Here is a 22660-nt window from a genome sequence, read left to right as displayed (position 1 = left end):
AAGCGATGCGTCTGCCCGCAGGCTCAATCCTCCCGCAGGGTGAAGACCGCGCAAGGATCGGCGATGCCGCGCAGGGTATGCTCTCCGAGCGGCATCAAGGGCGTCCCCGTGTTGGCCGCCACCGCGCCTGAGATCAGCACAGTTCGGCCGAGCGGCTTGCAGAGCCCTTCCAGCCGGCTGACCAGGTTGACCGCAGGGCCGATGGCGGTAAAGTCCAGCCGGTCGGCCGCGCCGATATTGCCCCACAGAATCTCGCCGAAATGCAGCGCCGCGCCGAACGGCAACGGTGCCAGCCCCTGCGCCTGGCGCACCTGGTCGAGATGAACCATGCCGGCGCGGCTGGCGGCGACCGCCCGCAATGCGGCCTCGCAGGCCTCCCGGTCTCCTTCGATCGCTCCGCCAGAAGCCGCCGTCACCGGAAAGATCGCCAGCACGCCGTCACCGATGAATTTCAGCACCTCGCCGCCGAAGGCGTGCACTGCGCCTGCGACGCGGTCGAAATAGGCGTCCAGCGCGGTGATCATCTGGTGAGGATCGGTCACCTCGGAGAGCGCGGTGAAATCGCGCAGATCGGCGCAAAGAAGAGCGGCTCGGATGGTCTCGCCGGTGCCGCGGGCTAGCGCGCCGGCCTGCACTCGGGCCGCACTGCGCCGGCCGAGATAGGCTTCGAGGAGCGCGGCCCGCGCCTCCCGCGCAGCAAGTGCGGCAAGCGGCGCAGCGGCAAAACGCGCGACCTCGCGCAGCAGGCTGATCGCGGCCGGGCCGAATGCGCTGTTTCCTGCCCCGCTGGCAACCCCCGCCCAGCCGAGCAGCGGGCCGTCCGATGCCTGATTATCCTGTGCTGGCCCGATCCTGGTCTCCCACACCGGCCCCAGCCCGGCCAGCCACTCGCGCCCGGCTTCGCTCTGCGGAGTGGCGGCAAAGGCCAATGCCTCGATGACCGCCTCGGTCTCGGCCCGCCACAGCCAGGTGCGCCGCGCGATGATCGGATGCGGCACCGATAGCGTCAGCGCGCCGCCCGAAAGCGGCAGGCCCTCAGCCAAAAGCCGGCGCCCGAGCTCGGCCAGAAACCGTTCGGGACCGGGCGAGGCACCGGCCTCGTCAACCAGCCAGGCAAGGGGAGACGGCAGATCCATGCTGCAACATGACACCGCCCCGGGACGTCCGCAAGGATGCCTTCAGGAGCCTATCGACACCTTGAGCCCTTCCTGCGCAGACAATTCCTGTCGCGAACCTTCCATCACGGGGAAAAGCGAAAAATAACGCTTTAAACTTGCGCCGTTTTGATTTCATTATGCGGCCGTTCGTCATCGTGTGATTGAGGGGTACGATGGGCACGATATTCTGGCCGAAAGATCCGCTGGATGGGAATGACATGACGCTGCTGACGTCGATCCTTCGGCGGTGGTGCGAAAGGTATCAGGTCGAGCTGACGGCGGAGGAAAGCAGCCGCAAGGCAAAGGAACTCGTCGAATGGTTCGAATTCGGCGTCAAGGATCCGATCGAGCTCGCCGAACTGATCGACGACAAGCACTGGCTCGTCAGCAGGATCTGACACACGGGCTGCGGAAATTTCATAGGAAAAGGCCGGGCGAAACATCGCACCGGCCCTCGTCAACTTGGCTCTAACCAAGGCTTTTAGTCATCATCCCGCCAGCGACGGTCGCGATCCCAGCGCCGCTCATGGCTCCAGCGCGGGCCGTCCCAATCGCGGTGACGTCGCTCCCAGCCCCAACGCGGCGGGCCACCGTAAAATGCCACCGGCGGCGGGCGTCGCCAATTCGGCCGGCATTCACCCCAGCGGGTCAGATGCCAGCCGCGGCCGCACGCATAGTCGACCTTCGTGACATCGCTTGTGGCTTTGCTCTGGACATTGATTGTCCCCATCGGCATTGCCTCAGCCGTGCCGATCGAGAGGCTGCCAGCGAGCAAGGCAGCCGCGATAGAAAGTGCCTTCATCGAAAACTCCATTTCATCCAGCCGCCCTGATCTTATGGCCGCCAAATTGAACTGGAGATGAACTGCACGTTCATGTTTAGACGAGAAAAACCAGCGTTTTCGGACGCCCGATCAGGGTATCGCCGCACCGCTTTTCCCGCGGCGTCAAGCGCTTGCGGGCGCCCGCTGCCCGTAAAAAATCGTTCATGTTCTGCCGTGAAAACTGTCAGGACCGGGATCGCGCCCGGCGGCGACCTCGGTCAGCCGTCCAAGGTAGTGCGCCCAGCCTTCTGCATGGCCGGCGCATTGATCGGCGCTCGGCAGGCCGCTATGGGTGAGTCGCAGCAGCGTTCCGTCTCCTTGCTCGATCAGGTCGATCTCGACCAGGCTCGACCCCGGCGGAACCACCTCGCTGCCGTCCCAGCCGAAGCTATAGGCAAGGCGATGAACCGGCACCACCTCGCGAAACGAGCCGCGCGCAAAACGAGCGCCGGTGACGTTGACGAGGTAGAGCCCGCCCGGCTGCGGCTCGACCTGAGCCTCGGTTCCCATCCAGCGCAGAATCTTTCCGGGTCGGTCATCAGCGCAAACACCGCGGCCGGCGGCGCCGCGATATGCGCCTCGCGGTGAACGACGAGGGGATCTTGCATGTCTCTCTCCCATGGTTGTCATGGCCTGCCCTCGCCTCCGGCGGGATCAGCGGGTCATGCTGTGTAGATTGGGTGTCCTCATCGGAATCATGTAGGCAAACGTGTACGTTCAGCAAGGGCGCTCGGGGCGTCATCCTCATATTGCGGACACAGGTAGCCGCTGCTCCTTGCACATTGCAGAAAGCATTTCGCCCTATTGCCAGCCCGCCGCCTTGCCCCTATTGTCCCCGCCGTTCTCAGGGCGGGGTGAAAGTCCCTACCGGCGGTATGCAGTTTCGATTGCGAGCCCGCGAGCGCCTTCTTAAGGAAGGGTCAGCAGATCAGGTGAGATGCCTGAGCCGACGGTCATAGTCCGGATGAAAGAGAACGTGCGTTCCTGCCGCCCTTGCGGCTGTCGGGGACGTTCGTGATCGCCTTGGGTGATGTGTCTGTTCGCCAAAGGAGATTACCATGACACCCACCCGCTACGCCTTTATCAAAGCCAGCTGGCACGCCGACATCGTCGACCGCGCCCTTGACGGCTTCTACCAACTCGTGCCGCCCGAGCAGGTCGATGTGTTCGATGTTCCCGGCGCCTTCGAAATGCCGCTGCTTTCCCGCGATCTTGCCGCAACCGGGCGCTATGCCGCCGTCGTTGCCGCCGCTTTCGTCGTCGACGGCGGAATTTACCGCCATGAATTCGTCGCCCAGGCCGTGGTCGACGGGCTGATGCGCGCCGGCATGGATACCGGCGTGCCGGTGCTGTCGGTTTCGCTGACGCCGCACCAATATCAGGAAACCGACCACCACAAGCAGATCTACCGGGCACACTTCGTCGAGAAAGGGCGGGAGGCCGCAAAGGCCGCGCTGACGATCGGGAAGACACGCGCCGCTCTTGCCGCGTAGCAAGGCTGATCCGCTGAAACCGAGGCGGCGGAACCGATCCCGCCGTCTTCATCAGGCCAATTCCGACAGAATAATTGATTCGACGCCCTCGCCGCGCTGTGGTCCACTCGACCCCGACATGTATCGCCATTCTTAACGCATCCACAACCTCAAGGAGCTGAAGATGAGCAATGCAATGCGCAGTGAACCCCCTATCGAAAATCCGAAAACACGGCCCGTCGACACCAAGCTCGAAGTGGTCGTCATCCCCGTTTCCGACGTCGACCGCGCCAAACGTTTTTACGACGGCCTCGGCTGGCGGCTCGACGCCGACTTCGCCAGTGATGCCGATTTCCGGGTGATCCAGTTCACCCCGCCCGGCTCCGGCTGCGCGATCATTTTCGGCAAGAACATAACCGCAGCCGCACCCGGCTCCGCCCAGGGGCTCTACCTCATCGTCTCCGACATCGAGGCCGCCCGTCGCGATCTCATCGCCCGTGGCGTCGAGGTCAGCGACGTGTTCCATGACGCTGCCGGCGTCTATGCCGGCAAGGACGAACCCTATCTCTTCGGACGGCTGAGGCTCGCCGGCCGCGATCCCGATCACCGCAGCTATCGCTCCTTCGCCTCGTTCAAGGATCCCGACGGCAACGGCTGGCTTTTCCAGGAAGTCACCCAGCGCCTGCCCGGACGCATCGACGCCGACGAGACGGCCTTTGCGACCTCGAGCGACCTTGCGTCAGCGCTGCGCCGCGCGGCCATCGCCCACGGCGAACACGAGAAACGCAACGGCGGCAAACACGACGAGAACTGGCCGGATTGGTACGCCGAATACATGGTCAGCGAACGGGCCGGCCGGGAGCTGCCGTTATAGATGGCGGTAAAGGACGCAGACGCTGGTCGCGTCTGTGTTCCCTCTTAATAATGCTGCAGTCCGCTTGCCTTTCGCTTGCCGCTCAAGGCCAGGCGAAGGACAATAGGAGGCCACACGGCACGTCTTTCATTGTCTCTCGCTTCACCCCGAGCGAAAGCGCCGGCAAGCCACCCCATTATCGGTCAAACATATCCCGCCACTGCTTTTCTCCAATCATGCAGTCTGTCGCCGGCACAGCCCCGGCAATTCTCTGCACCGTTGCCGGCGGGGAAAGGCCGCTGATCTCCAGCACCAGCTTGCGGCGCACGGCAACGGCGAAATCCTCGATCTTGCGCACCGGCAGCACGAAGGCGCCAGGGCCGCCGATCACGCAGTCGGCGTAATATGTGTCGAGCCCGTTGGGGGCATCGGAGGGCCTCAGCATGATGGCAAGGCCGTTGATGATCATGCCGGCTTCAACCGCCTTGTCGCGCGCCGGTGTAACCGGATTGCCGGAATTGTTCGGGCCGTCGCCGGAGACGTCGATCACCTCCCGCCGACCCTGAAACGGGCTGGTCATGATCATGCTGGCGCCCTGGCCGATCGCTGTGGATATCGAAGTGCGCCGTTGCGTGGCGATCGGCCGGGCTTCGATCTTGCCGGCAAAGGCGATCGCGTCCTCTTCCGTCTCGATCACCTGCCAGTCGATCACCGAATCCTGGACGACGTAGCCTGCCCATTCGAAATAGCTGATGGCAATGCGCCCGGTCAGACCGCCCCTCACCGCATTAAGGAATTCCTGGTGCTTGAGCGCCTCGACATACCCCTCGCGCTGAATGCCGATCTCTTCGAAATCCATCGACCGCGAGGTGTCGACGGCGAGCACGAGGCTGACGTCAACCTCGTTCGTCCCCGCCTGTGCTGCCGGGACGAGGCCGGAAAGCCCCATGAGCACCGCAACTGTCGTCAGCATCGGTAAATCCCCGCGCCATCCAAGCCAGCGAACTCTAACACAGCTTGATCGAGGAAGGACGCGCAGCCGCGTGCACGGCTTCAATTTTCGGTGATGGCATCGGGCGCCTCAATGCAGGGGAAGCCACAAGGGGGTCTTCCACGCCTTCAGCGCCTCGAGAAAGACCTGCAGGCGCAAGGGCAGGAAGCGGCGTGTCGGATAGACCGCATGCACGAATATCTCCTCGGACGACCAGTCCGGCAAGAGGCGGATGAGCTCGCCTCTTCTGATCTGATCGTCGCAATAGGTAGAAGGCAGCAGGCCGATGCCGTGTCCGCGATAGGTGAAGGCGCTCACCGCTTCGAAATCCCGGCTCGATACCGGCCCCGACACCTGCTGGCGGACCGATTTGCGGCCGCTGACGAGATGCCATTCCGCTTCGCCGTTACGGCCGTTCAGCAGCACGCACTGATGATCCTTCAGGTCTTCGGGCTTCGAGGGAGGCGCCCTGCCCTTCATATAGTCCGGCGCCGCGACCAGATAGCGCACGCTCTTTCCGAGCCGCTGCGCGACGATCGACGAATCCTTGAGTTCGCCGAAGCGGATGCCGAGATCGATATTCTCGGCGATCAGATCGAGGAACAGGTTGGTGACGAAGAGATCGATCCGGATTTCGGGATAGGTCTTCAGGAAGGTCGAAACGAATTCGTAGAAAACCTCCTGCCCGAAGATGACGGGCACGGAGATCTTCAGCAAGCCTTCCGGCTTTCTCTGGGTTTCCGTCAAGGCCTGCTCGGCGTCGATAAGATGGGAAAGCGGCTCGCTGCACTGATCGAAATAGGCGCTGCCCTGCGCGGTCAGGCTGAGCTTGCGGGTCGTGCGCTGCAGCAGCGTCACGCCGAGTTGCTCCTCCAGCGACGTCACCTTGCGGCTGACGGTCGAGACCGGCATGCCGAGAGAATGGGCGGCACGGCTGAAGCTGCCGTAGCGCGCCACCGTCACGAAAACCGCGATGTCGTTCAGGTCCGCCATGCCGCGATTTTTGCATAGATGCAAAAGAGAATCCAGATATTTCCATCTAATCGAGGAATGGAGTTTTCGCCATATTCACCTTGCGAAAACAATCACAACCCGATGGAGGCGCATTCGCAGCCGCCCCATCTCGAGCGACCCGGCCTTCGCAAGCGCAGACCTCCGTTGCCCGACCAAATTATGGAGTTCAACATGACTACCGCAAAGACTGTCATCGTCACGGGCGCCTCCCAGGGTATCGGAGCCGGGCTCGTCAATGCCTTCATCGAGCGCGGCTACAATGTCGTCGCCACCTCGCGCCAGGTCAGCGCCTCGGATGCCTTTCGGGCTTCGGAGAAGCTGGCGCTCGTCGACGGCGATATCGGCGATGCCGAAACCGCCGCACGGGTCGCACAGGCCGCAATCGACCGGTTCGGCTCGATCGACGCCCTCGTCAACAATGCCGGCATTTTCTTCACCAAGCCGTTCGTCGATTACACCATGACCGACTTCCGCAAGCTGTCCTCAACCAATCTTGAAGGCTTCATCCACCTGACGCAGCTGGTCGTCCGGCAGATGCTCGCCCAGAAGACCGGTGGCAGCATCGTCAGCATCACCACACCGCTGATCGACCATCCGATCGCCGGTTTCTCGGCTTCGGTCGCCATGATGACCAAGGGCGGCATCGACGCGATCTCGAAGAACCTGGCGATGGAATATGCAAGCGAGGGAATCCGCGTCAACACGGTGGCTCCCGGTGTCGTCGATACGCCGCTGCACAAGGATAATCCGAAGGACTTCCTCAGCACGCTGTCGCCCATGGCTGGCATTTCCAATGTTGGGGAAGTCGTCGATGCGGTTGTCTTCCTGACCGAAGCTCCGCGCGTAACCGGGGAGGTGCTGCACGTCGACGGCGGCGCACATCTGGGCAAATGGTAAACCACCCGCAAGCGCAGGCAGCCGGCGCAGAACGGCGGCTGCAGGAACTCGGCATCATCCTTCCCCCGCCGCCGACACCTCTCGGGGCCTATGTCGAGGCGGTCAGATCAGGCAAACTGGTCTTCTTCAGCGGCATGTTGCCGGTTATCAACCGCGAGCCGCGCTATATCGGCTGCGTCGGCGGCGCACTGACGGCTGAAGACGGCAGGAAGGCTGCCGAAACGGCCACACTCAGCGCACTTGCGGCCGCCAAGGACTATCTCGGCTCGCTGGACAGGGTCGCAAAAGTCGTCAAGCTCGGTGTCTATATCGCCACTGAAGGCGATTTCCGCGACCACCCGAAGGTCGCGGACGGAGCGTCGCAAATGCTGCTCCAAGTCTTCGGCGAGGAAAAGCTCTCCGGCCGCGTCGTCCTCGGAGTCGCCAGTCTGCCGCTCGGCGTGCCGATCGAGCTTGAGCTGATCGTTGAGGTCGAGGATTAAAAACGGACGGGCGCGCTTCGGCGCGCCCGCATTCTTGGCTTCTGGCGCTCACGCCGTCCTCAGCCGGCTGAAAAGCTCAAAGCCGCACCCAAGCCTCACACCGCCACCAACAGCAGCACATAAGCAATCACGCTCACCATCAAGCCACGAAACGCAAAGGTCACGCAGCGGTATTTGCTGCGGGCGATGGCGGAGAGGATATTGGCGTTTTCGAGATATTGGTCGAAGAGATAGCGCTCGTCGCGCCTAATCGCCGCGTCGAAGAACAGCTCGCGATGGTTCTGCCAGGCGCCCCAGAACAGCGAGGTCGAGCTATCCAAACGGCGCGGCAGCACGACGAGGATCGCCGACAGGATTGAGAAGACCGAGGCTGCGGCAAGCAGGCCGGAAAACAGCATACTGCCTGACGTGCCGGTGATATAGCGCGCCGGGCTGAAGACCGCCCTCACCTCGCTGGAACTCACCAGGAAGGCCAGCATAAATGTGAAGATATAGGCAGCCTTCTGATCGGATATCTTGACCTGATCATAAAATATATCATTGATTTTCTTGATATGGTCGAAATACTCGACGCCGATATCCGCGCTCGTGGGCTGGCTCAGCATAACCTCAGTTGCAGTTTCGAATTCGCTCACGTGAATACTCCGTCCCCAAGTGTTTCCCTGATATTACACTTGACGGCGAAAGCAAGAACACGTGTGCAATGCGCTTGACTTTTCCACTCTACACGGACAAACGGGAAGTGGGGATGGGGTCTGGGTCATGCGGGGTTATTCCAAGAACATCTGTCGCGCTGGGATGGCGCTTTCGCTTGCTTTGCCCGGTTTCGCGCCGTCGGCAATGGCCGAGCCGGTGCAGCGAGCAACACCGGTCGCCGGTTCCGTCATCGCCCGCAAGACCGGCGAAGAGGTCCGCTTCATCGACGTGTCGAATTGGCGTGTCGTCGATATCAATCAGGATCTCCTGACCGGCGACGTGCTGCGCACCAACGCCAACGGCCAGCTCGCCATCGTCTTTTCCGATCACACCCAGGTTCGCCTCGGCCGCAATTCATCGCTGCAGGTCAAGAAGATGGCGGCAAGCGGCGACACGACACTGGAGCTGCAATCGGGAACGATCTGGGCACGCGCCGAGCGCGGCGGCCAGGGCCTGACGGTCGAGACCCCTGCGGCCGCAGCCGCCATCCGCGGCACCGACTGGACGATGACCGTCGAGGGCAGCAAAACCTCGATGATCGTGCTCGAAGGCCGCGTGGCGCTTAGCAACCCGCAGGGCAGCGTCGAGGTGAACGAGGGCGAAGGGGCGGTCGCCACCATCGGCCAAGCACCGCACAAGCTGGTGATCGTCACGCCCGACGACCGCGAACAGATGCTGTTCTATCTGAACCTGCGCGACGGCTTCGGCCTGATGCCGACTTCGCCGCTGCCGGCAGGCCGCATGGCCGACGAGCGCCGCCGGCTGCTGGCCTTGCCGCCGGAACGTCGCACCACCGAGGACTGGTTGGAGCTTGCCGAAGTGCAGAGCGCCTTCGACGGTCGGCAGGTCGCCGCAGAGACGCTTCTGGAGGTTCGCCGGCGCAAGCTGACGCCCCTCCAGAAGGCGCGCGTTGACTTGATCGATGCCACGATCGCCGGCTCCGAAAAACGTTACGACGACGCCGCAAGGCTGTTTGCGGCTGCACTGCCACATCTCGATCCGGCCCGCCGGAACATGGCGCAGTATGGCGGCTATTTCGCCCGCTCACTTGCCGATCCAGCACATGTCGAAAAGCCGCCGTCATCGGCTGTCGGTCCCTATGGTGCGATCATGCAGGCCTATACGGCGGGTTTCCTCGAAAATCCCCGTGCGTCCATCGACTTGATCAAGGATGCCGAAAAGCGTTTTCCGGATGATCCCACTCTTCCTGCCATCCGCGCGCAGCTGGCGCAGCTGATCGATGACCGCGCCCAGATGCGGGAGGCGGTGAACCGCGCCCTCTCGCTCGATCCCAACCATCCGATCGCCCTTGCCGCACGCGCCTCCTACAAGGCGAGCTACGAAAGCGATATCAACGGGGCGCTTGCCGATCTGAACCGTGCCATCGAACTTGCGCCGGGAGCTTCGGGATCGTTGAACTCGATGGGCCTGCTGCAGAGCGCCCGCGACGCCAATCGCGAGGCCGAGGCCGCCTTCCTGAGGGCGATCGCACTCGATCCGCAGGATCCGGTCCCCCACGGCAACCTTGCCATCCTCTATCTCGACCAATCGCGCATGAAGGAGGCCAGGCGCGAGATCGATGCGGCGCTCGCCGCCGACCCCTCCTTCGACATCGCCCTCCTCGCCCGCGGCCGCTATTACCTGCAGACCGGCGAGCGCGACAAGGCGCTGGCAGACCTGCTGGCCGCCAGCACCGCCAATCCCGCCCATTCGCAATCGCAGCTGATGCTCGCCGCTGCCCATTACGAAAAGGGCGACCGCATCCCCTCCGAGCAAGCCGTCGACAATGCCGACAGGCTCGATAAGAACGATCCGGTCATCTCCTCCTTCCGCACCGCCGTCGATATCGACGATTACGACGCCGACGGCGCGATCCGCAACGCCCAGGAATTTCTCCGCCGTTCGCGCGCCCGCGGCGGCGACTACAGCGCCCTTGGCGCCAATCAGGATGCCGGCTCGACGCTGAACAACGCTTTTCGCCTGCAGGGTCTGGATGCCTGGGGCCGCTATTACGGGGACGCGGTCTTCAGTCCCTTCGAAGGCAGCGGCTATATCGACCAGTCGATCAAGGGCAGCATCTTCCCTTACGTCAACGCAACGAGCTTCAGCGACGACAATGTCATCCAGAACCGTGGCAACGCATCGAGCTATTCATCCTTCATTCAGGGCTTGCTGCTTGATCCGCACATGCTCTCCGGCCGCTCTCGTTCGGCAACGCTGCTGCGCACGCCGTTCATCGAAGGCTCGCTTGGCGGCGGCATCAACAGCGTCGACGGCCATACAAGGGGTATCGGCGAAGCTGAAATCCAGGGTTTCTCGAACGAGACGATCCCGCTCAGCTTCTATGGCAACCTGACCTGGGAAGAACTGGCGCTCGATGGCGACTATCGCGATTTCGGCGGCTTCCAGACCGACAACAAGCTTATCGGCGGCAATGGCTATCTGACGGCAACGGTGACGCCTGACGATCGCGTGGTGGCCTATGTCAACCATGCCAAAAACGATGGAACGCTGAACGCACTGACGCAAGGCTCGTCACTGACGGACTTCCTCAACCTCCTGGGCTTCGGAATTCCAACTGAAGTCTCTTCGGAATATAATTATCGGCGCAATGTCAGCGAAACAACCAATGCCGGCCTCGGCTGGAGCCATACCTTCGGCTACGAAAACATCTTGAACGGCGCCTTCCTCTATTCGGAAAGCAAGTCGCGGACGTCCACCTCTCTTCAGGTCGACGATGCGCCGGTTCTCGGCCTGCGCGATCCCGACATCATCCCATTCTTGGACGGGACCGAGGATCTGTCTTCAAAAACCTATATCGGCGCGCTCAGCCATTCCATCGGCAGCGGACCGCTGACGTGGCGGTACGGCATCGAAGGCGGCTGGATCGATGCCAGCACGACCACCTCTTCTCGCCTTCATGAACTCTTTCCGCTCGTCGTGATCATCCCAGAGACCACGACCGGCCCGGACACATTCAGCAACCGCGTCAATATCAGCCGCGCCTATATCGACGTGCTGCACGAGATCACACCCGATCTCAAGGGCGAATACGCGCTCTTCGGCACGCATATGGAAGGCGACGGAGTCGACGTCAACCGCCTGGAGCCACGTTTCGGCCTTGCCTGGACACCCGCCCAGAACCATTGGCTGCGCGCCGCCTTCATGCGCCAGAGCCTCGACACCGGCGTACCCACTCTTGCCCCGATCGGCGTCCTCGGATTGCAGGCCAACCAATATTCTATCGGCCTCGAGGGATATGCCGATACGGCGGCGCTGCAATGGGACGCCGAATGGACCGACCGGTTTTTTACCTCAGTCGAATACCAGCACCAGGAACTGCATGATTTCTCGATCGATTTTCCGCTGATCTCGCTTCCGGCGGCCGACAGCCTGCCGCTGTCGCGCGGCAGCATCGACCGTGCCGCCCTCACCGCAAACCTGGCGCTCGGTGCCGGTTTCGGCCTTTCCGCCACCTATGCCTATATGGAATCGGAGAACAAGGACCCGCTCGAGCCGAATTACGGCGGCTCCCTGCCCTTCATTCCCAAGAATTCCGGCCAGATCGCGCTGACCTGGGTCAACGAAGCCAAGGTCAAGGCAACGGTTGCCGCCAACTATGTCGGCGAGCGCGACGGCGACGATCTCGGCACCAAGCTCGACGATTACTGGAGCCTCGACGCCCATCTGATCTGGGAACCGCTGGACAAGCGCATCGCCCTCGAGGCCGCCGCCTATAACCTGCTCGACGAGGACTTCGAGATCACGCCGGGCGTTCCCGGCTGGGGTCGCGCCTTCAAGGGCACGCTCAAAGTCCGCTTCTGATGCCGGTGCGGGACAAGCCGCGGCAGGCGAGGCAAACCGGGGGCCGCCGTTTGAGGCTGCTGGTGCTGTCGCTCGCCGTGCTGATCGCCATTTCGCTGCTGTCGCGCCTGCCCGCCTGGTCACTGCTGGAGCTCAGAAGCTTCGACTATCTCTCGACCGTCGACGATCCCCGTCCGCCAGCCGGCGGCCCTGTCATCGTTGCGATCGATGAGCCTTCGCTTGCTGATATCAACGCGCAATGGCCTTGGCCGCGCAGTCTGCATGCCGAGCTTGTCAGCCAGCTGCGCGCCGCTGGCGCCCGCGTCATCGGCCTCGACATCATCATGGCTGAACCCTCGAACCCCGACAACGACGCGGCGATCGCCAAGGCGGTCGGCCCGGATGTCGTGCTGGCCGGCGACGAAACGCTGATCGAGACGCCGCAGGCCTCGCAGCTGATCCGTGCCACACCGCTGCCGCAGCTGACGCAAGCCGGTGCCGTGACCGGCATCGCCTCGATCGATCTCAGCGGCGACGGCATGTTTCGGCGCATTCCGGGCTATCAGGACGGTTTTGCCGCCATGCTGATACAGGCGGCGTCGGGAGCAGCAAACGCCGACCTGCCGGCTGGCCGGCTCATCCAATCCTTCGGCCCGGCCCGCAGCTACCCCACGGTCTCCTACTACCAGGCACTCGACCCCGAGAACTTGCTGCCGCCAGGTTATTTCAGGGACCGCGTGGTCCTCGTCGGCCTCAGCCTGCAGAATGCGCCGGAGATCGACAAGCGCGGTGTCGATGCCTTTGCGACACCCTACACCATCCACACCGGCAAGCTCGTCTCCGGCGTCGAGATCCAGGCGACGATCTACGACAATATCCGCGCCGGCCTGTCGATCGCGGAAGCCCGGCTGCCGGCAGTTGCCGCCTGCATCCTGATATCGGTGCTGCTGGCCACCACGACCGTCTGGCGCTCGACGGGATGGCTGACGATCGTCACCAGTGCGGCGGCCCTCCTCGCCTTCGCGACCGTCAGCTTTGCCGGCATCCGGCTTGCCCATGTCTTCGTCTCACCGCTTGGCCCGACCGTCGCCTATATCTCGGTCGTCTTCGGACAAGCCGCTTTCGACTATGCCGAGGAGCGCCGCAACAAGCGCCAGATCATCCGCGCCTTCGCCCAGTATATTTCTCCCGATCTCGTCAGGCGCCTGTCGAACGATCCCTCGCAGCTGAAGCTCGGTGGCGAGCGGCGCACGCTCTCCGTACTGTTCTCCGATGTGCGCGGGTTCACCACCATCGCCGAGACGCTGAAGGACGATCCGGAGCAACTGACCGGCCTGATCAACCGGCTGCTGACGCCACTCTCCGATGTGGTGATGGATCATGGCGGTACGATCGACAAATATATGGGCGACTGCATCATGGCCTTCTGGAATGCGCCGCTCGACGATCCCGACCACGCCCTCCACGCCGTGCGCGCCGCGCTTGCCATGCAGACAGCGATTTCGCGGCTGAACAACCAACTGGAGCGGGAGGCGGCCGCGCTTGGCGGCAAGCCGCATGTCCTGAAGATGGGCGTCGGCATCAACACCGGCGAATGCATCGTCGGCAATATGGGCTCGACCCGCCGCTTCGACTATTCCTGCCTCGGCGACAGCGTCAACCTCGCCTCCCGCCTCGAAGGCGCCTCGAAGAATTACGGTGTGGCATTGCTGCTCGGCGAAGAAACCGCAAGACTGGTCGCCGAGACCTACATCGTCGTCGAGCTCGACCGCATCATCGTCAAGGGCCGCACCGTGCCCTCGCCGATCTACACTGTCGTGCACAAGGCCGATGCGAAAGCGCTTGCCGCTCACCAGACCTTCATCGAGGCCAAATATGCCGGCACGCTTGCACCGTCCGATCCGGCCTTCGATAGACTGGCCGCTGATATCGCCGAGCTTGCCGGTTATTATGCGATTGTGCGGGATGCGCTGGTTGGTGATGGCGGGGAGTGACGGCCCAGCATTTCTCCACACATGAGTTGGGCGCGGCACTCACCAACGCTCTTCATTCCTGAGGCACGCAGGCCAAGGGCCGGCGCCTCGAAGGACACGCCGCAACGTTCCTCCTTGCAGCCATCAACCGCCGGCGCACCCGCCTCGTCCTTCGAGGCCCCTTGCGGGGCATCTCAGGATGAGGCTCTCTTGAGCGCTGGCGGCATCCTCCAGATTGGCGGGAGGAGATGTGTTATGCGCCCCGCAGCCTCGCAATCTCAGGCCCGACGATTGCGATAAACAATCCGGGATCGCCGAGAGCCCTCGTCGAGAGCATGGCCCCGTGAACCGAGGCCATCAGCATCTGTGCCTGTTCTTCCGGCCGCCTGTCCAGCCGAAGCAGGCCCTGCTCTACTCCGGCCTGCAGTACCGAGGTCAGCCATGCCGCGAGATTTTGGAAATGGGCGCGGACGCGTGATGCGACCTCGTCGGGCAGCATCTGCATTTCGCTAGCGAGCATCGCGCAGACACAGAAGGGTTGCGAAGCGTTCTCGATGCATGAACGCCAGTAGTCGATGTAGAACTGCAGCTGGTCGGCAGGGCTTGCGGCCCGTTCGCGCAGAGACTGCAAACCCGCCTCCGCCTGCTTGGTGTAACGATCGACCAGCACCGCGACCAGCTCGGCCTTGGCCGGAAAATGATGGTGGATACTCGCTTTCCTGATGCCGATCGCGGCGGATATGTCGGCATAGCTGAAGCCGTTATAGCCGCCCGCCACGATGAGCGACTGGGCGATATCGAGGATCTTGTCCGACGTCGAAGACATTGATTTCATAGCGCCGCCTACCTTCTCGTAGGCAGATTGTCAAGACGAGGAGCTTTCTCTTCAATCACAAGAAGGTGTCTGCCCGCAGCATTGACTTCAATCGCATAACCTTCCTACTAGTAGGTAGACAAAACAAGGAAACTGTCGATGCAAGCTCAATCTTCAAACCACTCCTACTGGCTGCGATCCTATTATTTCACGCGCGCCGCATTCTCGATCGTATGGATTGCCGCCGCCATTGCCTTCGCCGGGCAGCCGAGCGCCGCAGCCTTTTTGCTGGTGATCTATCCCTTGTGGGACGCGCTTGCCAATCTGGTCGACGCCCAGGCCAATGGCGGCCTGCAGGCCAATCCGTCGCAGACGTTGAATGTCGCGGTCAGCACGGTCACATCTCTCGCCGTCGTCATCGCGCTCGGCGTGAGCACCTATGCCGTCCTGGCCGTGTTCGGGGCTTGGGCAATCCTCTCGGGTCTGTTGCAGCTCTATACTGGTGTGAGGCGCTGGCGCACCGAGGGCGCCCAATGGGTGATGATCCTGAGCGGCGCGCAGTCTGCCCTTGCCGGCGGCTTCATGATCGGCCGCTCGCTTGGCGCCGCCCCGCCGACGATCCTCGATATCGTGCCTTATGCGGGCTTCGGCGCATTCTACTTCCTGCTTTCCTCGATCTGGCTTGTCGTCGCAGCCTATCGCAAGGCGCAGGCATAGGCCCGGTCCAGTTCCTGCGGCGGCAAACCTAAAGCCGCCGCAGGAGGCCAGAGTACGGCTTATTCCCTTTGCTCTCCGCCGTAGACGAGATTTGCGGGAGACGATGACATTCTTTCGCGCTATGAAAGGCGACAATAGTTCCCGCCCATAGACCCCGAGGTCACTCTCATGGCTTTGAAAGTTCTTTTCATTGGCGGCACCGGCCAAATCTCCTACCCCTGCGTCGAGCGCGCCGTTGCCGAGGGCCACCAGGTCAGCGTCTACAATCGCGGCTTGAGAAGTGCTGCCCTGCCCGCAGGGGTGACCTCGATCGTCGGCGAATTGGGATCGAGCGCCTATGCGGATCTCACCAAGCGTAATTATGACGTCGTCTGCCAGTTCATCGCCTTCACGCCCGACCAGGTCGCCCGCGACATCGAGGTATTCTCGGGCAATTGCGGCCAGTATATCTTCATCTCCTCGGCCTCAGTCTATGAAAAGCCGCCGCGTCACTATCTGATCACCGAGGAAACCCCGGCGATCAATCCTTACTGGCCCTACAGCCAGGCGAAAATCGCCTGCGAGGAACTGCTCAAACTGTCCGGCAAACTCGCCTGGACGATCGTCCGTCCCAGCCACACCGTTCGCACCGGCTTGCCGATTATGATGGGCGACAGTGATGTCATGGCGAGACGCATGCTGGATGGCGAGCCCATCATTGTGGCGGGCGACGGCCACACGCCCTGGACATTGACCCGCTCAATCGATTTCACCATGCCTTTCGTCGGCCTGTTCGGCAAGCAGGCGGCGCTCGCCGAGATTTTCCATATCACCTCCGACCGTGCGCATATCTGGGACGATATCCAGAAGACGATCGCAAGATTGCTCGGCGTCGAGGCGAAGATCGTCCACGTGCCGACGGACACGCTGATCCGGTACAATCCGGAATGGATCGGCCCGTTGCTCGGCGACAAGGCCTGGACTGCGATCTTCGACAATTCGAAGGTCAAGCGCGTGGCGGGCGACTTCACCTGCGCCGAGAGCCTCGATGAAATCCTCGCCGAGCCGATCATGCACCTCAAGCAGCGTCTGGCCATAAGCCGTCCACCGAGGGGTGAACTCGATGCTTTGATCGACCGGATTTGCGCGGCTCAAGGCGCGCTTGGCTAAGATACCCGGGAGGCGTGGAATGATGGCGACAGTGCGCCGCGCACACGCCACCAACTCGTTCATCGAAGAATAACCAGTTGAACACTTCGACGACAGCTCGGCTCTATTTCTTTCTTACATTGATATTGACTGTTACGTCCTTGATTGTTCCCTCGCCGTAGGTCACTCTCACCTTATACATATCCTTCCCGGAGTATCGGCTGTTGGAAGTATAATATTCAGATACGCCAGGAGATTTTCTGGAATTGCACCTGATCTGGGGCGCGCCTGTCGGATAATGTGAAAGAATTTTCTCGCTAACGAATTCTACCGATCCATGTGCGGGGGGCTGCACCAGCTTTATGCTCGGCATTGTCGCAGCGGTGCAGTCTGCATTCAAATTGTAAGACTGGCCCATTTTTGTTCGCTCGCCACTCACGGCGCGGCTATGATCCTGGGAGACTTGCACACCATCCTTGATGGTAACGCATGCAGACAGACCAAAGGTTGCGAAAACTATGGGAGTTAGAATATGGTTTGCTCTGAAAAAATGCGAACGCGGCATGCTTCTTTCAACCTTTGGTTTTAATAATATTACAATTCACCTTATCCAATGGGCAGCTTATTGCAATGGCGCGAGCCTTTCACAGATGCTTCGCGCCTGCCTGATCTCTTCCACCCGCCGAAGGTAAAGCACCATTCTCCAACGCCTCTCCTTGGAGGCGGCATCCTCCAACACTGCTCATCCTGAGAGGCGCGCAGGCCAAAGGCGCCGAAGCTTCGAAGGACACGCGTCAACGCTGCTCTTTGCATCCATCAACGCCGACGCACCCGCCTCGTCCTTCGAGGCCCCTGCGGAGCACCTTTGGATGAGGCTCTCGTGGGCGTTGGCGCCGCAGCAACGCCTTTTTAGAGTGAACTCATCAAGACAACAGTGCTCCTGTATCGACGCCTACTCCAGCCGCCGTGCCTCCAGCGGCGCCTCCTGCCTGAAACCCTCGAAACAGCGGCCGCCATGCAAGGCAAGTTCGCGGTCGGCCAAAGCCAGCAATCGTGTGCCCTCGCCTCCTGCCGCCAACTTGAACGCCGCGTCGAATTCCGCCGCCAGTTGGGTATCGAGCTTGCCGATGAGACGCGGCGCCCACTTGCCGCGGCCGGTCCATTCGCCGCGTCCGAGCAGAATGAGATCGGCGAGCTTCTGGTAGAGTTGCGCGGCGATCGCCGCGATCTCCTCGGGCGGGCGCGTCCCGCGCAGATCGTCGGCAAGATCGGTGACCTGATAGCGCAGCATGTCGTAGCTGGTGCCGGCAAGCGCTTTCGGCCCGGCCGCCAGCATTGCCGCCGCCTTTGCCTGCACGATGCGCGCGCGCCCGGTATCCCGTCCGACCACGCGCCCCGTGGCGACCATGTTGGCCATAACAGGACAGCCGCTCTCGGTATCGGCATGGATATAATACGCCAGCGTCTCTTCATCGTGGACGAAGGCCTCGACCGGAAAGTCCTCGTGGGTGAAGGATTCCCGCCAGGCTCGTTCCAGTGACGGAAACACGACGACGAGATCGATATCCGAAAACGCTGTGCCTTCGCCGCGCAGCAGCGACCCGGTGGCGTAAGCGAAGGCGGCTCCGGCATAGCGGCTGGCAAGAGCGCGGCGGGCGGCGGCAAGCGCCCGCTCCGCAACTATCTGTTTCTGGATGTCGTCCACGATCTCGTCCTCGAATGGCGGCAGACGAGCGGATATGAAAAAACCCGCTCTTTTCCGGCGGGTTGGGTCTCAGCAGCAACGAACGGAATTCAGTTCACGCGTCTGCATCCACCGCCCGGGGCGGTGGTCGTAGACATCGTCGAAACTGCAAAGATCCCGGTCATGGCGGCGAGGATATCGCCCGGCGGCCGGAGCGTCAATGCACCGAGAATGCTTCCCCGGCGCATTGTTTTCCGTCTAATATGCCCCAAGACTCGTCAACCAGGAAGAGCCCGCCCATGTCCGATCCCGCCACCGTCATCCCGCTTCCAAAACCGGTTCTGCTGCCGGTCGAAGGCAGCGATGAGCACTTTCCGGTACGCCGCGTCTATTGCGTCGGGCGCAATTATGCCGACCATGCGATCGAGATGGGCCATGATCCCACCCGCGAGCCCCCCTTCTTCTTCCAGAAGAATGCCGAGAACCTGCTGCCGGCGGGCAGCGCTTTTCCCTATCCGCCATTGTCGAAGGACGTGCATTACGAGGTCGAATGCGTGCTGGCGCTGAAATCAGGCGGCACGAATATCGAGGCCGCGCAAGCGCTCGACTGCATCTACGGCTATGCCGTCGGCATCGATTTCACCCGCCGCGATCTGCAGGGCGAGGCCAAGAAACTCGGCCGCCCCTGGGAAGTCGCCAAAGCCTTCGAACATTCGGCCCCTGTCTCGGCGATCGTGCCGGCCAGCCGCCTCGGCCACCCCGGCGAAGGGCGGATCTGGCTGGAGCAGAATGGCAAACGCGTCCAGGACGGCGATCTCAACCAGATGATCTGGAAGGTGCCGGAGATCATCGCTGAGCTGTCGAAGCTCTTCACCCTTGCGCCGGGCGATATCATCATGACCGGCACGCCGGCCGGCGTCGGCGCCGTTTCCAGGGGCGACTGCATCAGTTGCGGTATCGACGGTGTTGCCACTCTATCGGTCGAGGTCGCCTGAGGAGAGAGCCATGCCCGTCTATGCGCTCGGCGGATCGACGCCGAAACTGCCCGCCGCCGGCCTCTATTGGATTGCACCGGATGCCAATATCATCGGCCAGGTCGAGCTCGGCGAGAATGTCGGCGTCTGGTTCGGCGCGGTGCTGCGTGGCGACAATGAGAAGATTACCGTCGGCGAAGGCACCAACATCCAGGAAGGGGTGATGGCCCATACCGACATGGGCTTCCCGCTGACCATGGGCAAAGGCTGCACCATCGGCCACCATGCCATCCTCCACGGCTGCACGCTGGGCGACAATGTGCTGATCGGCATGGGCGCCACCATCCTCAACGGCGCGAAGATCGGCAGCAACTGCCTCGTCGGCGCCAATGCGCTGGTGACCGAAGGCAAGGAATTCCCCGACAACTCGCTGATCGTCGGAGCACCCGCCCGCGCCATTCGTCAGCTCGACGACGCCGCAATCGAAGCCATCCGCCGCTCGGCGGAAAACTACGTTGCCAACTGGCAACGCTTCGCCCGCGATCTCAAGCAGATCGGATGATCAGGCAAGAGAAGAAGCGGGGCCAGCCGCGTCCTTCGAGACACCCCTATGGGTGCCTCCGGGTGACGGCTCCAGACTGATTTGGTTGAAAAACCGCCTTACTCGGCAGCCTCGAGAAACTGGCTGTTTCGCGAGGAAGAGGCAAGCGCCTGAACCCTGGCTTCCGCCTTGGCGATCAGCTGATAGAATTCGTCCTGCGCTTCGACATCCAGTTGAATGACGGCATTGACGTCATCGGGCGTATCGCAGACGCAGGCGACCGCCGAAATGGGACAGATGCCGCCAGGGTAACGCTTGCCGGTTCCGGTATAGGCGCGACGGCCCCAACGCTCGGAATAGACCGTTTCTTCCCGCTCGAGATGCAGGATCGTTCCCTTGCAGGCGGTTACAATAGCCGCCTTGCCGTAGGCGAACCAATGATAGTTCAGCCTCCGGAGAATATATTTGCCGGTGATGTCTTCGCCAGCCAGTTCGGCAGGGTTTTCAATCATTCTGATCATGAAGGCTTCCCTCAACGTTTGCAGAATATCCTTCATCTCTCTTTACGCAGCAAGTCAAAAAACGCTGCTTTTGGAGACACTTAGTCACAAAGTGTTTCCAATTCTTACATCAGGCACGCGTCGAGCATCGTATTGGGCACACAATTCTTCGTCGAATTTACTGCCATCTGCACCCGATTTACGCATTGTTCGAGGTGGCGCCAGGCACCTTGGCGCCTGAACTACGACACGCCTCAGGAGAACTCACCGGCGCGGGGACCGGCAAGCGTCACGCGCCAGCCCGTGCGCGATTGGAAATCCTGAGTGGCCAGAAACGTATAGCCCGTCATGCGCCAAGGCCTCACGGCACTGGTCAGATTGTCGAGCACAAAATCGCCGCCATCCGTCCGGGCAATGAGAACGACATGGTTTTGATCATGCGGCCCAATGACTACCGAAAGCGCCAGCCGGTTCGATGGAAAACCAGCCTCGATCAGATCCTTCATCTTCTGGAGAGCATAGTCCTCACAGTCGCCGCGGCCGGCAACCGGCAGAGACCAAACATCCCCGTGGGAAGGCGGACGATCTTCTGCGGGAATGATGCGTAGATTTACGGCACGATTGATCTTTTGAAGAAGCGCTATTCCTGCCCCGTCGTTTCGCTGTTGCGCCGCCATCCTGCCGCACAGCCACTTGTACTTGGCACAGGCTGCGCCGAATCCCACAGGCGCGCCGATGCTTCTTGTCACCGGCAGCGATGATCCGGCAACAGCCTGAAAAGCAAGAAAAAAGAATGAAATAGTAGCAAGAGAAAAGAGACGCGCCATAGCCGATTCCCCTATTTGACCCGAGACAATAACAGAGTCGGGATAAAAATTTATTAAAATTTTATACTTGCGAATTTAACCCTATTATATAAGCGATACAGATTAACCATTGTTTATTCTTCACGTTAATTCGTTGTTAGTATAAGAACTCTCCCCATTAACATTCGGTTAACCTTGGGAGACGCATGAAATGATCAGCAGAGCATCGAAAATCGGACTTGCCATTGCTTCCCTCCTGGCAAGCAGCAGCTTGGCAACGGCAGCCCCGGCGGTCGTTAATTGCAGCAGCGCAGTTCGCGGCACGCTCGAATACAGGCTGTGCATGCCGACCAGAGCAATTCAGGCGGATGGCAAATTCGGCCCGAACGATAACGATCGTGGCAGCCAAGGCATCGGCAGCGGCAAGAAGTCGTCCAGCACCGGTTCGGCCACCGGAACCGGTGGCAATGGCGATCAGGTTGCCGACGGCGGCGGATCGGACACCGGCGACGGCAACGGCAACGGCAACGGCAACGGCAACGATGACGATGACGACGACCATGGCGACGGCAAGGACCACGATCACCATGGCGGCAAGGGCGGAAAAGATCACGATCATGGCAAGGACGGCCATGGGAAAGACCACCACGGCGACAAGGACCGCGATCATCACGGCGGCAAGGGCGGAAAAGATCACGATCATGGCAAGGGTGGCCATGGGAAAGACCACCACGGCGACAAGGACGGCGATCATCACGGCGGCAAGGGTGGAAAAGATCACGGGCACGACAAGGATGGCCCGAGCCATGACGGACGCGACGGTCCTGGCAAGGACGGCAAGGACGGCCCCGGCAAGAACGACAATGGCGGCTCCGGCAAGAGCGACAATGGCGGCTCCGGCAAGAGCGACAATGGCGGCTCCGGCAAGAGCGACAATGGCGGCTCCGGCAAGAGCGACAATGGCGGCTCCGGCAAGAGCGACAATGGCGGCTCCGGCAAGAGCGACAACGGCGGCTCCGGCAAGAGCGACAATGGCGGCTCCGGCAAGAGCGACAATGGCGGCTCCGGCAAGAGCGACAATGGCGGCTCCGGCAAGAGCGACAACGGCGGCTCCGGCAAGAGCGACAATGGCGGCTCCGGCAAGAGCGACAATGGCGGCTCCGGCAAGAGCGACAATGGCGGCTCCGGCAAGAGCGACAACGGCGGCTCCGGCAAGAGCGACAATGGCGGCTCCGGCAAGAGCGACAACGGCGGCTCCGGCAAGGGCGGCTCTGAATCCAAGCCGGACTAAGCTTATCCGCACAGAAATGCAAAAGGTGAGGCCGCCCTTGCGG

The 22660-nt window shown here is 61.7% G+C and carries 21 protein-coding genes, 1 pseudogene and 1 riboswitch; of the genes and pseudogenes, 12 read left to right on the top strand and 10 right to left on the bottom strand.

The genetic code is table 11. The features are described from left to right. Positions 1-23: 23 nt before the first annotated feature. Positions 24-1136 (bottom strand): adenylate/guanylate cyclase domain-containing protein, encoded by a 1113-nt coding sequence (locus MF410_RS05040; RefSeq protein ID WP_097626034.1) that lies wholly within the window; start codon positions 1134-1136, stop codon positions 24-26. 194 nt (positions 1137-1330) lie between these two features. On the opposite strand from MF410_RS05040, the gene MF410_RS05035 reads away from it, so the two are divergent. After that, positions 1331-1555, top strand: coding sequence for a hypothetical protein (locus MF410_RS05035; protein ID WP_003593606.1), 225 nt, complete (start codon positions 1331-1333; stop codon positions 1553-1555). Between the two features lie 83 nt (positions 1556-1638). Here the strand turns inward: MF410_RS05035 and MF410_RS05030 are convergent, their stop codons facing one another. Next, on the bottom strand, positions 1639-1959 hold the full coding sequence (locus tag MF410_RS05030) for a hypothetical protein (protein ID WP_097626075.1): 321 nt from the start codon (positions 1957-1959) through the stop codon (positions 1639-1641). Between the two features lie 183 nt (positions 1960-2142). Then, positions 2143-2588, bottom strand: a pseudogene (locus MF410_RS05025) (SRPBCC family protein). A gap of 228 nt (positions 2589-2816) precedes the next feature. Further along, positions 2817-2960: riboswitch (FMN riboswitch) on the top strand. Between the two features lie 78 nt (positions 2961-3038). Between MF410_RS05025 and MF410_RS05020 the strand changes: the two are divergent. Beyond that, on the top strand, positions 3039-3473 hold the full coding sequence (locus MF410_RS05020) for a 6,7-dimethyl-8-ribityllumazine synthase (RefSeq protein ID WP_012558171.1): 435 nt from the start codon (positions 3039-3041) through the stop codon (positions 3471-3473). A 163-nt stretch (positions 3474-3636) separates the two neighbouring features. Next, the gene (locus MF410_RS05015; RefSeq protein ID WP_097626036.1) at positions 3637-4326 is read left to right on the top strand and encodes a VOC family protein; all 690 of its coding nucleotides are present in this window, start codon (positions 3637-3639) and stop codon (positions 4324-4326) included. 175 nt (positions 4327-4501) lie between these two features. On the opposite strand, the gene MF410_RS05010 is transcribed toward MF410_RS05015, so the two are convergent. Together MF410_RS05010 and MF410_RS05005 are read right to left on the bottom strand one after the other, a co-directional pair. Continuing rightward, positions 4502-5278: a DUF1194 domain-containing protein gene (locus MF410_RS05010; protein WP_097626037.1), complete on the bottom strand. Its 777-nt coding sequence runs from the start codon at positions 5276-5278 to the stop codon at positions 4502-4504. A gap of 108 nt (positions 5279-5386) precedes the next feature. Next, complete coding sequence (locus MF410_RS05005) at positions 5387-6289, bottom strand: LysR family transcriptional regulator (protein ID WP_097626038.1); 903 nt, start codon at positions 6287-6289, stop codon at positions 5387-5389. Between the two features lie 192 nt (positions 6290-6481). Here MF410_RS05005 and MF410_RS05000 point away from each other — a divergent pair, with 192 nt between their 5' ends. Both MF410_RS05000 and MF410_RS04995 read left to right on the top strand, forming a co-directional pair. Next, positions 6482-7207 carry an SDR family oxidoreductase gene (locus MF410_RS05000; RefSeq protein WP_097626076.1) on the top strand — a complete coding sequence of 242 codons (726 nt, stop codon included), beginning with the start codon at positions 6482-6484 and terminating at the stop codon, positions 7205-7207. Further along, positions 7201-7689, top strand: coding sequence for a RidA family protein (locus MF410_RS04995; RefSeq protein ID WP_097626039.1), 489 nt, complete (start codon positions 7201-7203; stop codon positions 7687-7689). The genes MF410_RS05000 and MF410_RS04995 overlap by 7 nt, the downstream gene beginning before the upstream one ends. 95 nt (positions 7690-7784) lie before the next feature. Here the strand turns inward: MF410_RS04995 and MF410_RS04990 are convergent, their stop codons facing one another. Beyond that, on the bottom strand, positions 7785-8324 hold the full coding sequence (locus MF410_RS04990; protein ID WP_003593591.1) for a Pycsar system effector family protein: 540 nt from the start codon (positions 8322-8324) through the stop codon (positions 7785-7787). A gap of 127 nt (positions 8325-8451) precedes the next feature. Between MF410_RS04990 and MF410_RS04985 the strand changes: the two genes are divergently transcribed. Further along, a complete protein-coding gene (locus MF410_RS04985) occupies positions 8452-12210 on the top strand; it encodes a FecR domain-containing protein (protein ID WP_239620226.1) in 3759 nt (1252 codons plus the stop codon). Beyond that, complete coding sequence (locus tag MF410_RS04980; protein ID WP_097626041.1) at positions 12210-14183, top strand: adenylate/guanylate cyclase domain-containing protein; 1974 nt, start codon at positions 12210-12212, stop codon at positions 14181-14183. Before MF410_RS04985 ends, MF410_RS04980 begins: the two co-directional genes overlap by 1 nt. A gap of 232 nt (positions 14184-14415) precedes the next feature. On the opposite strand, the gene MF410_RS04975 is transcribed toward MF410_RS04980, so the two are convergent. Then, the gene (locus MF410_RS04975; protein WP_097626042.1) at positions 14416-14997 is read right to left on the bottom strand and encodes a TetR/AcrR family transcriptional regulator; all 582 of its coding nucleotides are present in this window, start codon (positions 14995-14997) and stop codon (positions 14416-14418) included. A 138-nt stretch (positions 14998-15135) separates the two neighbouring features. Between MF410_RS04975 and MF410_RS04970 the strand changes: the two genes are divergently transcribed. Next, positions 15136-15693: a DUF308 domain-containing protein gene (locus MF410_RS04970; RefSeq protein WP_097626043.1), complete on the top strand. Its 558-nt coding sequence runs from the start codon at positions 15136-15138 to the stop codon at positions 15691-15693. Between the two features lie 168 nt (positions 15694-15861). Continuing rightward, positions 15862-16842 (top strand): SDR family oxidoreductase, encoded by a 981-nt coding sequence (locus MF410_RS04965; protein ID WP_097626044.1) that lies wholly within the window; start codon positions 15862-15864, stop codon positions 16840-16842. Between the two features lie 931 nt (positions 16843-17773). Here MF410_RS04965 and MF410_RS04960 read toward each other — a convergent pair. Then, on the bottom strand, positions 17774-18526 hold the full coding sequence (locus MF410_RS04960; RefSeq protein WP_097626045.1) for a nucleotidyltransferase domain-containing protein: 753 nt from the start codon (positions 18524-18526) through the stop codon (positions 17774-17776). Between the two features lie 278 nt (positions 18527-18804). On the opposite strand from MF410_RS04960, the gene MF410_RS04955 reads away from it, so the two are divergent. Both MF410_RS04955 and MF410_RS04950 read left to right on the top strand, forming a co-directional pair. Then, a complete protein-coding gene (locus tag MF410_RS04955) occupies positions 18805-19500 on the top strand; it encodes a fumarylacetoacetate hydrolase family protein (protein ID WP_097626046.1) in 696 nt (231 codons plus the stop codon). Positions 19501-19510: 10 nt separating this feature from the next. Further along, positions 19511-20041 (top strand): gamma carbonic anhydrase family protein, encoded by a 531-nt coding sequence (locus MF410_RS04950; protein WP_097626047.1) that lies wholly within the window; start codon positions 19511-19513, stop codon positions 20039-20041. 98 nt (positions 20042-20139) lie between these two features. On the opposite strand, the gene MF410_RS04945 is transcribed toward MF410_RS04950, so the two are convergent. Both MF410_RS04945 and MF410_RS04940 read right to left on the bottom strand, forming a co-directional pair. Continuing rightward, the gene (locus MF410_RS04945; protein WP_012558183.1) at positions 20140-20541 is read right to left on the bottom strand and encodes a hypothetical protein; all 402 of its coding nucleotides are present in this window, start codon (positions 20539-20541) and stop codon (positions 20140-20142) included. A gap of 233 nt (positions 20542-20774) precedes the next feature. Then, a complete protein-coding gene (locus MF410_RS04940) occupies positions 20775-21347 on the bottom strand; it encodes a transglutaminase-like cysteine peptidase (protein WP_097626048.1) in 573 nt (190 codons plus the stop codon). A gap of 190 nt (positions 21348-21537) precedes the next feature. Between MF410_RS04940 and MF410_RS04935 the strand changes: the two genes are divergently transcribed. Next, positions 21538-22617: a hypothetical protein gene (locus MF410_RS04935; protein ID WP_239620224.1), complete on the top strand. Its 1080-nt coding sequence runs from the start codon at positions 21538-21540 to the stop codon at positions 22615-22617. Positions 22618-22660: the final 43 nt, after the last annotated feature.

This window comes from Rhizobium sp. C104, from assembly GCF_022354505.1.
GTDB lineage: Bacteria > Pseudomonadota > Alphaproteobacteria > Rhizobiales > Rhizobiaceae > Rhizobium > Rhizobium redzepovicii.
The sequence above is the reverse complement of the archived record's forward strand: the minus strand, read 5'-3'. Positions and strand labels throughout refer to the sequence as shown.